General features: G+C 65.3%; 14 protein-coding genes. 8 read left to right on the top strand and 6 right to left on the bottom strand.

Features of this window, described 5'->3' with window-relative positions; all coding sequences use genetic code 11:
* Nucleotides 1-10: 10 nt before the first annotated feature.
* Nucleotides 11-1,300 (bottom strand): salicylate 1-monooxygenase, encoded by a 1,290-nt coding sequence (salA, locus tag E8F06_RS22785; protein WP_280371293.1) that lies wholly within the window; start codon nt 1,298-1,300, stop codon nt 11-13.
* A gap of 137 nt (nt 1,301-1,437) precedes the next feature.
* Here salA and E8F06_RS22780 point away from each other — a divergent pair, with 137 nt between their 5' ends.
* From E8F06_RS22780 to E8F06_RS22770, 3 genes are all read left to right on the top strand, one after another.
* On the top strand, nt 1,438-2,340 hold the full coding sequence (locus E8F06_RS22780) for a LysR family transcriptional regulator (RefSeq protein ID WP_280371291.1): 903 nt from the start codon (nt 1,438-1,440) through the stop codon (nt 2,338-2,340).
* A gap of 89 nt (nt 2,341-2,429) precedes the next feature.
* A complete protein-coding gene (locus tag E8F06_RS22775) occupies nt 2,430-2,891 on the top strand; it encodes an isoprenylcysteine carboxylmethyltransferase family protein (RefSeq protein ID WP_280371289.1) in 462 nt (153 codons plus the stop codon).
* Between the two features lie 331 nt (nt 2,892-3,222).
* Nucleotides 3,223-3,894: a DUF3313 domain-containing protein gene (locus tag E8F06_RS22770; protein WP_280371287.1), complete on the top strand. Its 672-nt coding sequence runs from the start codon at nt 3,223-3,225 to the stop codon at nt 3,892-3,894.
* A gap of 101 nt (nt 3,895-3,995) precedes the next feature.
* Here the strand turns inward: E8F06_RS22770 and E8F06_RS22765 are convergent, their stop codons facing one another.
* Nucleotides 3,996-4,535: a cysteine hydrolase family protein gene (locus E8F06_RS22765; RefSeq protein ID WP_280371285.1), complete on the bottom strand. Its 540-nt coding sequence runs from the start codon at nt 4,533-4,535 to the stop codon at nt 3,996-3,998.
* Between the two features lie 132 nt (nt 4,536-4,667).
* On the opposite strand from E8F06_RS22765, the gene E8F06_RS22760 reads away from it, so the two are divergent.
* The 5 genes from E8F06_RS22760 to E8F06_RS22740 all read left to right on the top strand — a co-directional run bounded on the left by E8F06_RS22760 (nt 4,668) and on the right by E8F06_RS22740 (nt 9,971).
* Entirely contained in the window at nt 4,668-5,465 is a 798-nt protein-coding gene (locus tag E8F06_RS22760) for an alpha/beta hydrolase (protein ID WP_280371283.1), read from the top strand.
* Nucleotides 5,466-5,521: 56 nt separating this feature from the next.
* Nucleotides 5,522-5,923 carry a hypothetical protein gene (locus E8F06_RS22755; protein WP_280371280.1) on the top strand — a complete coding sequence of 134 codons (402 nt, stop codon included), beginning with the start codon at nt 5,522-5,524 and terminating at the stop codon, nt 5,921-5,923.
* Between the two features lie 78 nt (nt 5,924-6,001).
* Nucleotides 6,002-6,868: a GNAT family N-acetyltransferase gene (locus E8F06_RS22750; RefSeq protein ID WP_280371278.1), complete on the top strand. Its 867-nt coding sequence runs from the start codon at nt 6,002-6,004 to the stop codon at nt 6,866-6,868.
* The gene (locus E8F06_RS22745; protein WP_280371276.1) at nt 6,868-7,779 is read left to right on the top strand and encodes a polysaccharide deacetylase family protein; all 912 of its coding nucleotides are present in this window, start codon (nt 6,868-6,870) and stop codon (nt 7,777-7,779) included. Before E8F06_RS22750 ends, E8F06_RS22745 begins: the two co-directional genes overlap by 1 nt.
* A 233-nt stretch (nt 7,780-8,012) precedes the next feature.
* The gene (locus E8F06_RS22740) at nt 8,013-9,971 is read left to right on the top strand and encodes a methyl-accepting chemotaxis protein (RefSeq protein ID WP_280371274.1); all 1,959 of its coding nucleotides are present in this window, start codon (nt 8,013-8,015) and stop codon (nt 9,969-9,971) included.
* 184 nt (nt 9,972-10,155) lie between these two features.
* On the opposite strand, the gene E8F06_RS22735 is transcribed toward E8F06_RS22740, so the two are convergent.
* The 4 genes from E8F06_RS22735 to E8F06_RS22720 all read right to left on the bottom strand — a co-directional run bounded on the left by E8F06_RS22735 (nt 10,156) and on the right by E8F06_RS22720 (nt 15,210).
* Nucleotides 10,156-11,115 (bottom strand): HlyD family secretion protein, encoded by a 960-nt coding sequence (locus E8F06_RS22735; RefSeq protein WP_280371273.1) that lies wholly within the window; start codon nt 11,113-11,115, stop codon nt 10,156-10,158.
* A gap of 3 nt (nt 11,116-11,118) precedes the next feature.
* The gene (locus E8F06_RS22730) at nt 11,119-11,469 is read right to left on the bottom strand and encodes a DUF3302 domain-containing protein (RefSeq protein WP_280371271.1); all 351 of its coding nucleotides are present in this window, start codon (nt 11,467-11,469) and stop codon (nt 11,119-11,121) included.
* A gap of 141 nt (nt 11,470-11,610) precedes the next feature.
* Complete coding sequence (locus tag E8F06_RS22725; RefSeq protein WP_280371270.1) at nt 11,611-14,139, bottom strand: MMPL family transporter; 2,529 nt, start codon at nt 14,137-14,139, stop codon at nt 11,611-11,613.
* Nucleotides 14,140-14,157: 18 nt separating this feature from the next.
* Nucleotides 14,158-15,210, bottom strand: coding sequence for a YCF48-related protein (locus tag E8F06_RS22720; RefSeq protein WP_280371268.1), 1,053 nt, complete (start codon nt 15,208-15,210; stop codon nt 14,158-14,160).
* Nucleotides 15,211-15,214: the final 4 nt, after the last annotated feature.

Here is a 15,214-nt window from a genome sequence, read left to right as displayed (position 1 = left end):
GGGCGTGGAATCAGGCGCAGTGGCTGAGGGCCTGCCAGCCCAGGCGCGCGCGGGCCTCACCCACGTCGGCCTCCAGGTCATGGTTCCACAGCCAGTCGAAGCGGCTGGCCAGGGTCGCCCCCAGGGCCTGTTCGTCATCGCCCACGGCAGGGTCGCGCAGTTCGTAGAGTTCGCCAGCCTCCCAGGAGGTGCGCTGCACGCGGCAGGCCCTGGGGCGGCGCAGTGCGTCGTAGGCCGCCAGCAGTTCGCCGAGGTTGTCCTGACTCACTTGCGGGTCGCCCAGCAGGCGGGCCAGGAAGTACGCGTCCTCCAGCCCCTGCCCCGCCCCGGCGCCCTGGTGCGGCAGCATGGCGTGGGCGGCATCGCCGATCAGGGCCACGCGGCCATGTACGTAGCCGGGCAGTTCCGCCAGGTCGTGCAGCGCCCAGTAGGTCGGCTTCGGGATGCACTCCAGCAGGATGCGTGCGGCATCGCCCCAACCCGTGAAGGCGCGAAGCATCTCCTCCTGGCTCGCCTCGCGCACCCAGGGTGCGTCCTGGGACCATTGGGGATCGGGCCGACTGCGGTCTGACACGAAGGCCACCACGTTGATGATGCGCCCCTGCTTCACCGGGAAGGTGAGGATATGGGCGTCGAGGCCCAGATACATCTGCGGCACGTCCACCAGATGCTCGTCGACGCCGGCAGCGCGATAGGCCTCCCGCAGGTGCTGGCTGTCGATCAGGCCACGGTAGGCGCAGGTGCCACTGAAGCGGGGTGCGGCGGGCGCGGCGCCGATACCTTCCAGCACATGGCCGCGAATGGCGGACTTGATGCCATCAGCGGCGACCAGCAGGTCACCCACGTAGTCGCTGCCGTCGGTGAACCGCACGCGAACCTCACCATCCTGCTGCTCCACGTCCACGGCGCGCTTGTTGAAGCGGGCCACGCCTTCGGGCAGACGGCTGGCCAGCACGTCGAGGAAGTCCGCGCGGTGCACCGAAGACTGCCCCACGCCAGGGGCCACGCTGGCGCCGATGTAGCCGGCATCGTCGCTGCGGCGCCATTCGAACCAGACGTCCTGCCAAGGCTCCGGCGTGCGGTCGGCGGCGAGCCCGTAAGGCTCCGCCAGGCCGAGGCCGGCGATGGCGCGGACCGCATTGGCGCCGAAGGAAACGCCTGCCCCCACTTCACCGAAGGCCGCTGCAGATTCGAAGAGCTGGACATCGAGATGGGAGTGGCGGCACAGGTCCAGTGCCAGGGCGACGCCGGAAATTCCGCCGCCGATGATGCCGACGCGCAAGGCAGGCTTCGTGCTCATGTTCGTACCCATGATGGTGTTGTTGTTGGAGTGGAACCATCATGGCCAAGCCTGGAATATTGATAAATGCACCAACTCGCATACAGACTATTTCAGGTATGAATATTCCTCTCACCCCACTCCCATGAGAGACGCCCATGGACTTGCGCGACCTGGACCTGAATCTGCTGGTGGTGTTCAACCAATTGCTCGTCGACCGGCGCGTCTCCACGGCCGCCGACAACCTGGGACTGACCCAGCCCGCCGTCAGCAACGCCCTCAAGCGCCTGCGCACCACCCTGCAGGACGACCTTTTCGTGCGCACTTACCAGGGCATGGAACCCACGCCCTACGCCGAGCAACTGGCGGAACCCGTCTCACTGGCGATTCACACCCTGCGCGACGCCCTGAGCCGGCAGGACAGCTTCGACCCGCTCACCAGCGAGCGCACCTTCACCATCGCCATGACCGACATCGGCGAGATCTACTTCACCCCGCGCCTGATGGACGCCCTCACCCACCTGGCGCCCAGGTGCCGCATCAGCACCGTGCGCAACAACGCGGTGACGTTGACCGAGGCCCTGCAGAACGGCACCGTCGATCTCGCCGTGGGCTTGCTCCCGAACCTGCAGGCAGGCTTCTACAAACGCCACCTGTTCAACCATCGCTACGTCTGCATGTGCCGCAAGGGCCACCCGGCCACCGCCGAGCCGCTGACCCTGGAGCGCTTCTGCGCCTATGGCCACGTGAGGGTGGTAGCCGCGACTACCGGCCATGGCGAGGTCGACACGCACATGGCGCGCCTGGGCATCGAGCGCGATATCCGTCTGGACGTGCCGCACTTCGTCGCGGTGGGTCACATTCTCCAGCGCACCGAACTGCTGGCCACCGTGCCGGAGCGCTTCGCCGCGTCCTGCGTCGAACCCTTCGGCCTGGTTGCCCTGCCCCACCCAGTCCAGCTGCCGGAGATCGACATCAACCTGTTCTGGCACGCCAAGTACCATCGGGACCCCGCCACGCGCTGGCTCAGGCAGTTGATGTTCGAACTCTTCGCGGATTGACGCGCAATGGCGCGGCGGCCGATCGCTGCTAAAGTCCCGGGTTGGCGCCACCCGGCCCGAGCGAGCACAGACAGAAAAGGAATCGAACCATGAACTGGATGGAACACCGCATACCGCCACCCCTGGTTGCCGTACTGTTCGGCGTCCTGATGTGGCTGCTCGCCCGCTGGGTGCCCGGCATCGACGCGGCCGCCGGCTGGCGCATCGCCCTTGCGCTGCTGGTGCTCGCAGCCGGCGTTGCGGTCTGCCTGAGCGGCGTCCTGTCTTTCCGCCACGCCGGAACCACAGTCAACCCGCTGCAGCCGGAAACCGCGTCCTCGCTGGTCAGCTCCGGCATCTACCGCTACACCCGCAACCCTATGTACCTCGGCTTCGCCATCGCCCTGGTCGCCTGGTCGATCTACCTCGCGTCCCCCGTCGCGCTGCTGGGCGTGGCCGGGTTCGTGCTCTACATGAACCGCTTCCAGATCGGCCCCGAAGAGCAGGCGCTGGCGACCCTGTTCGGGGACGCCTTCAGCGCCTACCGGGGCCGCGTGCGTAGGTGGCTCTAGCTAGTCGGGGGCCTCAGAACCCCAGGGTGGCCGAGAGCAGCCAGGTGCGCGGCGTGGAGAGGGTCGGCGGCAGGCCCCATTTCACACCAAGAGCAGTCTTGAAGAATGCGAGTGCTTCCAATTACTTGCATACCACTCGCCGTCTACGACTCTTCGCGCACCTGAGTTGAACCGCAGGCGCCCTTTCCTTTGCGCAACGCACTGGCATCCGCCATGCGACCAACTACGCTTCTGCTGTCGCCGCCCTCCGGCCGGAAAAGGGCGAGACAGACAGCATTTGGTACTCCCCCGGAAGTTCCCCCATACAAGCCATTACTGGTAAGGCGAAATCATGCGACTCAACCCTCTCGTCGTATCGTTCAGCGCAATCCTGACCCTTGGCGGCTGCTCCAGCACCATGGTCGAACCCAGCCACTATTCGGGATTCCTTCCGAACTACAGCGTCCTCCAGGAACAGGAGACCGCCAGCGGCGCCAAGGTGGCACGCTGGGTTGATCCATCCCTGGACCTGTCGCGTTACAACAGCCTGTATATCGAGCCCAGCCAGTTCCACCCCAAGCCTCAGCCGAGCCAGCAGATCTCCCAGGCGACCCTTGATGAGATCACCCGTTACTACGACACCGCGCTTCGCCGCGAGATGGGCTCGGTAGTCAAGATCACCGACTCGCCGACGGCAGACAGCCTGGTCCTGCGTCCGGCGATTACCGCCGTGTCCGCTTCGACCGAGGGCCTCAAGCCCTACGAAGTAATTCCCATTGCCCTGGTGGTCGCCGCCACCACGACGGCAATTGGCACACGGGACCAGGAAGTGCAGATCGCCACCGAAGCCATGGTGCTTGACGGCGGTACGTCCAAGGTCGTTGCAGAGGTCGTGCGCAAGGGCACCGGCACCGCCCTGGAAAACAAGGAAACCGCGCTGACCGTCCAGAACATCAAGCCGGTGATCGACGGCTGGGCGAAGGACATGCGGCTGAGCTACGAGCAGATCAAGAACAAGCGCTGACCCCTCCACCGCTATCGTGACAACTGCCCTCCGCCGGAGGGCAGTATCCATCCCTCAGACACCGCCGGTTATCGCCCCGTCCAGCCCTGGCGGGTACGACTTCAGCCCTCGATGCCGACTGACGCGGCCGGAATCACATGCGCCCGCACGCCGAAGCTGGACATGCTGCCGAGCACCGCATTGTGGTGGGCGATGATCTGCGGCGCGGAGATAGCGGCGTTGTCCAGCGTCGAGTGCGCATCCTCCGGCAGCACCACCTGGTAGCCCAGCGCCAGGGCTCGGCGCACCGTGGTATCGACGCAGTAGTCGGTCTGCAGGCCGCAGACGATCAAGCGCTGGATATCGCGCGACTGCAGCACATCCTGCAGGTTGGTGCGGTGGAAGGAATCCGGCGTGGTCTTGCGAACCCGGATGTCGCTCTCGGCAACGGCCAAGTCATCCGCCAACTGCCAGCTCTCGGTGTCGTACTCAAACTCGCCGCTGGGCTCTTCATGCTGGACCAGCACAACGGCAATGCCAGCAGCTCGCGCCCTGCTGCTGAGGCCGTTGATGGTGGCGATCACCCGGTCGATTTCGAATGCGGCGTACTGGCCGACGCTGATGGCGCGCTGGACATCGATGATCAGAAGTGCAGTGCTCATGACGAATCATCCTTGAGGAGGGAAAGCAGGGAGATTAAGACGCCTCCTCCGCCGACGCCAGCGCACTCTGCATCGTTACGAACGCGGCATTTTCTGGCAGCCTTGGCAGCATTTCCCAACCTGGAGCACGCCGTGCCTAGCCCCAGCCACCACACACAGGACCTGCGGATCGACAGCCTCCATGGCCGGCTGTTCGTCCGCATCTGGAGCCCCGCCCACCTCAGCCCGTCGTTCGACGAAGCACCCATCATCCTGTTCCACGACTCCCTTGGATGCGTGGAGCTGTGGCGTGAGTTTCCCGCCAAGCTGGCCGCGATCACCGGCAAGACAGTGGTGGCCTATGACCGCCTCGGCTTCGGTCGCTCGGAAGCGCACCCGGGCCAGCTGTCGGTCGGCTTTGTCGGTGATGAGGCCGAATACGATTTCGCCACCGTGAAGGACCGTCTGGGCATTACTGAGTTCATCGCCTTCGGCCACAGCGTCGGCGGCGGCATGGCCACCCATTGCGCGGCGCGCCACCGCGAGCACTGCCTGGCGCTGATCACCGAATCGGCCCAGGCCTTCGTCGAAGACCGCACGCTGCAAGGCATCCGTGAAGCCAAGCTGGGCTTCCAGCAAGACGGCCAGATCGACCGGCTCGCCAAGTACCACGGCGACAAGGCCCGCTGGGTGCTCGACGCCTGGACCGAAACCTGGCTCTCCCCCGACTTCGCCGACTGGAGCCTGGAAACCGGAATCGAACGGCTGGACTGCCCCGTGCTGGCCATCCACGGCGATCAGGACGAGTTCGGCTCCGAACTGCACCCGCAGCAGATCGCGCGGCTCACTGACGGGCCTTCGCAAGTGCTGCTGATCGAAGCCTGCGGCCATGTTCCCCATCGCGAAAAGCCGGAAGTCGTGCTTCAGGCTGTGGCGGAACTGCTGCGATGAACCCCAGCCGGGCTGCCGTTGGCACCCCGGCGATCGGCTGACTATGATCGGAAGCCATGACGCCCACTCTCCCCAACCGCCAACCCTGCCCGCCCGGCGCCTGCAACTGCGGGCGTGATGAGCTGATGGAACAGCCCGGCGCTGACGTACGCATCCTCTTGCTGACCCGGCAGGAGGAGAAGCGCCTGCTGGACCGGCTGGAGAACATCCAGAGCCTTGAAGACCTGGAGCACATGCAGCGGCGCATGTTCGAGCAGATTGGGTTGCGCCTGCATATCGCGCCGGGTTTCAACGAAGTGCGCAGCATGCGAGGCATCGAGATCGAGATCGACGAATTGCCGGGCCTTTGCCGCAAGACCCGCCAGTCGATCCCTGCCGCCATCCGCCGGGGCCTGGAGAATCACCCGGAAATCGCCTGGCGGCTTCTGGACTCCTACGACCTCCTGCGCGACGCCTGACGCCGCCCGACGGCCTGGCCGCCCTCCCCGGTTGGCGCTATACCGAAAGCGTCCGCCCTGGCCCAGGAGTGCTCTGCCATGTCCATCCCGCTGGTGATCCGCAACATGCTCCGCCCCGAACTGGACGAGCTGGTCCACTGGGCCGCGCGCGAGGGCTGGAATCCGGGCCTGCACGACGCCGGGCTGTTCTGGGCCACCGATTCAGAGGCTTACATCGCAGCGGACCTGGACGGCCAGTTGATTGGCGGCGGCGCCATTACCTCCTACGGCGGCGAATTCGGCTTCATGGGCTTTTTCATCATCCGCCCGGAGTTCCGTGGCCGGGGCCTCGGCGACATCCTCTGGAACGCCCGTCGTGATCGCCTGCTGGCGCGCCTGCGGCCGGGCGCCAGCATCGGGATGGACGGCGTGTTCGCCATGCAGGACTACTACGCCAAGGGCGGATTCGTCTTTTCCCACCGCAACCTGCGCTTTCAGGTCGATATTGCCGAACCGCCGGAATGGACATCCGGCGAAGAAATCATTCCCCTCGCCGAATTCGCGTTTGACGAAGTTCAGGCTTACGACCGCACCTGCTTTCCCGCACCACGCCCCCGCTTTCTCCAGGGTTGGATCAACCAGCCCGACGCACTGGCCCTGGGCTGCCGGCGCAATGGCCGGCTAGCAGGCTTCGGCGTTGCCAGGCGCTGCCTGAAGGGCTGCAAGATCGGCCCGCTGTTCGCCGATGATGCCGAGGTGGCCGAAGCCCTCTTTGCGGACCTGGCCGGTTTCGCCACGGGCGGCCCGCTGTACCTCGATGCCCCGGAGAACAACCCCGACGCCATGGCGCTGGTGCAAAGCCACGGCATGACCGAAGTCTTCGGTTGCGCCCGGATGTACCTCGGCGCAGTCCCCGCCGTCGCCCAGAATCGGGTCTTCGGTGTCACCACTTTCGAGCTGGGCTGATGGCCGAGCGCGACCTCGCCGGCTACAGCGGCAAGCCGCCCCACCCACACTGGCCGGGCGATGCGCGGGTGGCGCTGCAGTTCGTGCTCAACGTCGAGGAAGGCGCCGAATCCTGCGTGCTCAATGGCGACGCCCAGTCCGAGGCCTACCTGCATGAACTGCCGGGACGGCCGGCGCGCATCGGCGAACGCGACCTGAGCGTGGAAGGCCTGTACGAATACGGGTCGCGCGCAGGCGTCTGGCGCATCCTCGACCTCTTCGCCGAACGCGGCCTGCCGCTGACCGCCTTTGCCGTGGGACGCGCCCTGGAGCTGACCCCGCAGATCGGCCACGCCCTGCGTGCTGGCGGCCATGAGGTAGCCGGGCACGGCTATCGCTGGCTGGACTACCGGGAAATTCCCGAAGACGAGGAGCGGCTCCACATCCGCCTGACCATCGAACTGATCGAGCGCATCTGCGGCCGTCGCCCGCTGGGCTGGTACACCGGCCGGGTCAGCGCCAACACGCGCCGGCTTCTGCGTGAGGAAGGCGGCTTCCTCTACAGCTCGGATGCCTACAACGACGACCTGCCCTACTGGCTCCCCGGCGCGCCGCCACATCTGGTGATTCCCTATACGTTGGTCAACAACGATGCGCGCTACCTGATGCCCCACGGCTTCGCGTCGGGAGAGGACTTCTTCCAGCAGCTCAAGGATGCCTTCGACTACCTCTGGCTGGAGGGCGCACGGCAACCGAAGATGATGAGCATCGGCCTGCACGGCAGGATCAGCGGCCACCCCGCGCGCGCCATGGCCCTGGTGCGTTTTCTGGACCATGTGCAGCGACATGAGGGGGTGTGGGTTTGCCGGCGGGAAGAGATCGCCCGCCACTGGGCCGCCGAACAGAGCACGCCTCACGGCCGGTCGGCGTGAAACTATCCCTGTCCGTTACCGGACTATTCACCTGCGCTGTCCCAGGCGCCTTTTTTGCCAGGCGTTACGGCAGCCGCTACGCCGCCAGCATGCTGCTCTGGCGGCCGGAATCACGGCCTCGCCCGTCCATCGCTCAATTTTATTGACACTACGTCAAACAATTTGCACGCTTCTTGCAGAATTTTTTACGCGTCTACCTCTCTGTCACCCATCTACACGCGGAGTCTCACGACATGCCGTTGCGCGTAAAACTGGCCGTCAGCTTTCTGCTGATCGGCCTGATACCAGTGTTGATCATGGCTTTCACGGTGTATCAGCAGGCCAGCCAGGCCCTGCGCGAGCAGGCGCTTGATGCGCTGGAAGCCGTAGCGAATATCAAACAACAGCAACTGCAAGACAGCTGGCAAGCGCGGCGCAACCAACTCGCTGCCCTGGCGAGCAACCTCGGTACCAGCTACGCCGGACTGGACGCCACATCCTTGATCACCAGCGCCAACTACGACCGGCCGATCTTCGAGAATTTCGTCGCCACGTTCGGCTATCGCGAACTCAAACTGGTTTCCCCTGACGGACAGGTGCTTTTCAGCCTGCAGCGCGGTGCCGACTACCAGCAGAACCTGGGCGATGCCGCCTGGCGCGACACGTCGCTGGGTCGGGTCGTGCGCAGCGCCTTGGACAGTGGTCAGGTGCAAATCGGAGACCTGGCCGTGAACGCAACGAGCAGTGAACCCAGCCAGTTCCTTGCCACGCCGATCCGCGGCGAAGAAGAACTCAAAGCACTGCTGGTGCTTGAGCTGCCGCTGTCCGAATTGAACCGGGTGATGCAGGCTCGCCAGGGCCTGGGCGAAGCCGGCGAAACCTACCTGGTGGGTACCGACGGTCACATGCGTTCCGACTCGGCGCGCTTTGCCGAGCACCGGGTTCAGCGCGCCGACGAACAGGCTGTCCCCCTGCCCGGCGAGGCGATCGGCCGCGCCCTGAATGGCGAGCAGGGACGCCTGGCAGAAGCCGGTCTCAACGGCCAGCCCGTGCTCAAGGCCTTCGTTCCCCTGCAACTGGACGGCCAGCGCTGGGCACTGATTGCCGAGATGGATCAGGAGCAAGCCTTCGCCCCGGTACGTGCATTGATGTGGCGGGTCCTGCTGCTGGTGGCACTGACCATGGCCGCAGTGGCCGTGGCCACCTGGCTGGTCAGCCGCAGTGTGATGCGCCCGCTGGGCGGTGAGCCACGACGCATGGCTGAGTTGGCCCAACGCCTGGCCGCTGGCGAGCTGCGCCTCGGCACCGATACCAGCGGGCACAGTGGCCTGATGCAGGCCCTGCACGAGATGGCCCGGGCCTGGCGTCAGGTGGTCGAGCGAATGCACCAGGCCAGCCATGCGGTGGACGCCGCCAGTGGTGACATCCTCGGGGCCGCCGGACACACCAGCAGCAGCCTGGACCAGCAACAGGAAGCCCTGGAGATGGTGGTCAGCGCCGTCGACCAGATGGCCATCACCGTCCAGGGAATTGCCGACAATGCCAGCCAGAGCGCCGATGGAAGTGCCGCCGCACGCGACGCATTCGCGACCGTGCAGGGCAGCCTGCAACGCATGATCGGCCAGCAGGACCGGCTGCTCGCCGGCCTGCGCGGCGCTGACCAGGTGGTGCAAGCCCTGGCAACCGACAGCCGGCAGATCGGCTCGGTGCTGGAAGTGATCCGCGCCATCGCCGAGCAGACCAACCTGCTTGCCCTCAATGCGGCCATTGAAGCGGCCCGTGCCGGCGATCAGGGCCGCGGCTTCGCCGTGGTGGCCGACGAGGTACGCAATCTGGCGCAGAAGACCCAGCGGGCCACCGAGGAGATAGTCGCGATCGTCGCCGCCCTCGGCGACTCCTCCGGCGAGGCGCAGTCGCGCATGGGAGCCTCAAGCGAACAGGCGCGCGCGCTCGAGCTGGAAACCCAGGCCGTGCTCGCCTCGCTCGCTCACTTGGACGACTCGCTGAAGGACGTCCACGCCCTGGCATTCCAGATCGCTGCTGCGGCCGAACAGCAGGCGGCCAGCACTCAGTCGGTCAATCAGCACATGCACAGACTCAGTGACATGACCGTCGAGAACCGTCGCACCGCTGCTCACACCCGCGAATGCGGCGAGCACTTGCGAAGGGTGGCCGGAAGCCAGGAGCAATTGGTGGCGCAGTTCCAACTCTAGGTGCGGAGCTGCTAGGCGAGTTTCCCCGCCCGCGGAATGTCCGCACCTTTTATGGCAGCAAGCGTGCCCCGGTCCGAAGCGATGCAGGCCTTGACCGGGCACTCAGCAATGGCGGGCTGACGCGGAAACACCCAGGAAAGGCCGCCATGGCCTACAGCGTTCCATGGCGGCCCCTCACCCGAACCTAGTGGAACGGGAAGATGTAGTTCATCCAGGCTGCCATGCGCAGGAGGATCTTGCGCATGATCGCCACATGGTGGAAGTGCTTGCTGTAGAGCGCCGCCTGGCCATAGGAACCTCCGGGCATCAGGGCCGCGTACTGGGCGTATTCCGGATCGGTGATTTCGATGAACACCGGCACGCGGCCCGGTGGTGGCGACCCGGTGAAGCTGATCAGCGTGCCGGACGGTTGCACCTGGCCTTCGCCGATAACGGGAATCACCTGCTTCACCTCACCCTTGAAGACGCGGCCGGGAATGCCGTCGAAGGCCACTTCCGCCTCATCGCCAGTGCTCAGACGCAGCTGGCTGTTCTGCCGCATCCAGGCGATGAAATAGAACCCTTCGTCAGGGATGAAGACCATGGAGGGACGCAGCGGCAACTTCACCGCACGCACGCCCGGACGCAGGGACACATGGGAGACGAAGCCCTTGCTCGGCGCGCGCACCACGGTGTTGTCGAGATCGAACTTGGCGATATTGAGTTGCGCCTGCAGGTCATCCACCCGCGCCGTGGTGAGGTCCACGTCGCGGCGGTTGCCGACATTGCGTGCGGCCAGTTCACGGGCGCGGGACTGGTCGGCACGGGCCGAGATCAATTGCGCCTGGATGGACTTCAACTTGTTCTCGAATGGCGTCGGGTCGATGCGGAACAGCACATCACCCTTTTCCAGGGGCTGGTTGGCCTTGACTGGTACTTCGATCACCTGGCCGGACACCTCCGGCACGATGGGCACCGAAACGAAGTAGGTCCGCGCCACTTCCGAATAGGGGTGGTTGTAGTTCATCAGGAAGATCAGCGCGCCGATCAGCACGATGCCGCCCAGCACGGCGGTGGGCACGCTCCACTTGTTCAACGGGATCTTGAAGATCTTGAAGATGGCAACGCAGAACGCCGTATAGGTGAGGACTAGTAACAGATCCATGGCTTAATCCTTCTTCTCGCCCGGGGAGGCCGGCGTGCGTCCTTCGAGCTGTTCGATGCGCTGGCGCAGCTCCGCCAGTTCCTTTGCCAACTCAGCGTCCTGGGTGGCGCCGGGCTTGCCGTGGTCGAAGCCCCATCCACGGTCCTCGCGGTACAACATGGCCCAGATCCACAGGAAGGGCCACAGCGCATGGAGGGTGAACAGGCTCACCCAGCCGGCGGCATGGATAGCGTCCTGGTGGGGATGGTTACGGTGTACGGCAATTTCGTAGGGAATGTCGTGGAGGACGATGATGCCGTAGAACAGCACGATCCCCACGAAGAAGAGTACGCCCAGCGCGAAGTAATCAAGCATGTTGTTATGTCCTTGGAGACGGCCTTCACAACATGGAAGCAGGCACGTCGACGAATCCGAAAACGGTATCGCCGCCTGCCGCAAAGCGACCGGCGGCGATCCCCCGTTTTCCAGATTAGTCCAAGTTCCTTCGCTTGCGGGTCAGGGTTGCACGGACTCCATCCGGCTGCTTTGCGCGGCCTCGGTGGTCGAGTTTGCGACCGGTTCATCGGCCGGGGTGACCGGACGCGTCGCTTCGCCGCGTTCGCGCAGCAGGAAGTACGACAGCGCCGGAATCAGGATCAGCGCGCCGATCATGTTCCAGACGAACATGAAGGTGAGCAGGATGCCCATGTCGGCCTGGAACTTGATCGGCGACCAGGCCCAGCACACCACGCCGGCGGCCAGGGTAATGCCCACCAGCCCGACGACCCGTCCAGTGAACGACACCGCCTTTTTGTAGGACTCCGCCAGCGAAAGGCCCTGGCGCTGGAACTGCAGCTGCACGCTGAGCAGGTACAACGCATAGTCGACGCCGATGCCCACGCCAAGCGCAATCACCGGCAGGGTGGCGACCTTCACGCCAATACCCATCACCACCATCAGCGCCTCGCAGAGCACCGAAGTGAGCACCAGCGGCAGCAGCGCCACCAGGGTCGCCCGCCAGCTGCGGAAGGTGACCAGGCAGAACAGGGTTACCGCCAGGTAGACGTAGAGCAGCATGGTGCGGTTGGCTTCGCGCACGACGATGTTGGTCGCCGCCTCGATACCGGCGCTGCCCGCCGCCAGCAGGAACTGGCGATCTTCGCTGCTGTTTTCAGCGGCAAAGCGGTCGGCGATGGCCACCACCTCGTCCAGGGTCTGGGCCTTGTGATCCTTCAGGAACGCGATCACCGGCATCAGCGAGCAGTCGGTGTTGAACAACTCGGGGGTGTTCACCGACGCCTGTTGGGCGGCGTAGTTGAGCACGTCCTGGTTGCGCTGCAGGCTGAGGAACTTCGGGTTGCCCTCGTAGGTGCCGGCGGTGATCTGCCGAACCGCGTTGGCCAGGGATGTCGTGGCCTGCACGTTCGGGTGCTGTTGCAGGGCCCAGGCCAGACGGTCGGCCTGGATCAGGGTCTGGTAGTTCAGGCAGCCCTCGGGCGCCGTCTTCACCATGACCGCGAACAGGTCGCTGGACAGTGCGTAATGACTGGTGATGTAGGCGTTGTCACGGTTGTAGCGGGACTCCGGACGCAGTTCCGGTGCGCCGGCATCCAGGTCGCCGATCTGCAGGTGCAGGCTGACCATGAAGCCCGCCACGCCCAGCACCGAGGCCAGGGCGACGGTGGTCAGGGCCCAGCGCTTCTCGGTGAAACGGTCGAGGAAGTCCCAGACATGGCCGAAGCCCTTGTGCGCGGCGGCGTTGGTGTCGATGCGCAGGGCGCGCTCGGCGGCTTTCTTGCCCACGCCAACGTAGGACAGCGCCACCGGCATCATCAGCAGGGTCGTGAGAATCAGTACAGCCACGCCGATGCTGGCGGTGATGGCCAGGTCCTGGATCACCGGGATGTCGATCAGCATCAGCACCGCAAAGCCCACCGCGTCGGCCAGCAGCGCGGTGACGCCGGCCAGGAACAGGCGGCGGAAGGTGTAGCGTGCCGCCACCAGGCGATGGGTGCCCAGGGCGATGTCCTGCATGATGCCGTTCATCTTCTGCGCCGCGTGGGACACGCCGATGGCGAAGATCAGGAACGGCACCAGGATCGAGTACGGGTCCAGCGCGTAGCCCAGCCAGGCGACGATGCCGAGCTGCCAGACCACCGCCAGCAGCGAGCAGACGATCACCAGCAGGCTGCTGCGCAGGCAGCGGGTGTAGGCCAGGATGATGAAGAAGGCGGTGACCACGGCCAGGCCGAAGAAGGCCATGACGCGCATCAGGCCGTCGATCAGGTCACCCACCAGCTTGGCGAAGCCGATGACGCGGATCTTGATCGCGCCCTGCCCTTCTTCGCCCGAAGCCTGGGCCCTGGTATCGCCGGCGTATTCGAAGCGCAGGCGGAACTTGTCTTCCAGGGTGCGGGAGAACTGGTGGTAGTCCACGCCTTGGCCGCCGGCAGTGGCCTGGTCCAGCAGCGGAACCACCAGCATGGTGGATTTGAAGTCGTTGGCCACCAGGCTGCCGACGATGCCGGCGCGGGCGATGTTCTGCCGCAGCTGCTCGATGCTGGCTGGCGAGCCGTCGTAGCCATCAGGCATGACCGGGCCGCCCTGGAAGCCTTCCTCGGTCACTTCGGTCCAGCGCACACCGGGAGCCCAGAGGGACTTCATCCAGGCGCGGTCGACGCCGGGGGTGAGGAACAGCTCGTCATGCACCTGCTTGAGGGCGTCGAGGTAGGCCGGGTCGAAAATGTCGCCCTTGGTGTTCTCCACCACGACCCGCACGCTGTTACCCAGGCCGCGCAGGGCCTTGCGATTGTCCAGGAAGTTCTGGATGTACGGATGCCCCTGGGGAATCATCTTCTCGAAACTGGGCTTGAGCTCCAGGCGGGTAATGGCCATGTAGCCCAGCAGCAGGGTCACCAGGAGGATGCCGGCCACGAACGACAGCCGGTTGTTGAACACCATGCGCTCGAGCAGGTTGCCGCTTCGCGCATCGAAGTCTTTCAGATCCCGGATTACCGGCATCGCGGTTTGTTTAATGCCGCCCATGATGGGGTCGCCTCGCTCTTATTCTTGTTTTCCAGTAGCCACGGTGCGCTGGGCAATGCCCCGCGCGCCCACCAGCAGCAGGCCGTTGTCGGTTGACGCCAGGGCGCCGTAGACCGGTACCGGCTGGCCGATGTCCAGGTGATGGAAGCTGCTGCCCTGATCGGTGCTGGCCAGGGCCTGGCCGGTCTGGCCGAACAGGTAGATCTGGCCGCGCGCATCGCGAGCGGACGCGGTGATGCTGGCGTTAAGCCCGGTCTCGACCTGGCTCCAGCTTGCACCGCCATCGACGCTACGGTAGGCGTGGCCGCGCAGGCCGTAGGCCAGGACCACGTCAGGCTGGACGCTGAGCCCGAAGAAGCTGCCCTGGTAGGGCGACGTCAGGGCCTGGAAGCGCTCGCCGCTGTCGTCGAGGCGCAGCAGCAGGCCTTGTTCCCCGGCGATGAATACCTGCTTGCCATCGCCAGCAATGGCGGCGAGGTGGTAGCCGGAGGGGTTGTCGGTGCGGTCGGCCCAGGGCTGCCAGCTCTGGCCACCGTCGCGGGTGCGGAAGATCAGGTTGAAGGCGCCGACCACGAAGCCGTTTTGCGCATCACTGAACCAGACATCGAGAAAGGGCTTGTCGGCGCCTTCGGTTTCGATGCGCTTGCCTTCGTCGAGCCATTGCGCGGCGTCGGGCTGGGTTGCGTAGTAGTCCTGCATCAGGCGGCCGAGCTGGCGGCCATCGAGCTGTTTCTCCCAGCTGGCGCCGCCGTCACGGCTGTGCAGCACGACGCCGTCGTGCCCTACCGCCCAGCCATCGCTGGCCGTGGGGAACTGTACGGCATTGAGATCGGAGCTGACCGGAACGCTGGCCTGGGTCCAGGTGCCGCCCTGATCGTCGGAATAAAGGATATGGCCACGCTGGCCTACGGCAACCAGCCGCTGACCGGCCTGGGCCAGGTCCAGCAGGGGGCTGCGTACCGCCAGTTCGCTGCGCTGTGCCGGCAGGTCGAGCACATCGACCAGGGACGCGGCTTGGGCATTACCCGCCATGAGGGCCATGCCCAGGGCGATGAACTTGAAAGAAAACATCGGG

Source organism: Pseudomonas sp. BN411 (assembly GCF_029871235.1).
In the GTDB taxonomy this organism is placed as follows: domain Bacteria; phylum Pseudomonadota; class Gammaproteobacteria; order Pseudomonadales; family Pseudomonadaceae; genus Metapseudomonas.
Note: the sequence above shows the minus strand (reverse complement) of the source record. Positions and strands in the feature narration are given on the sequence as shown.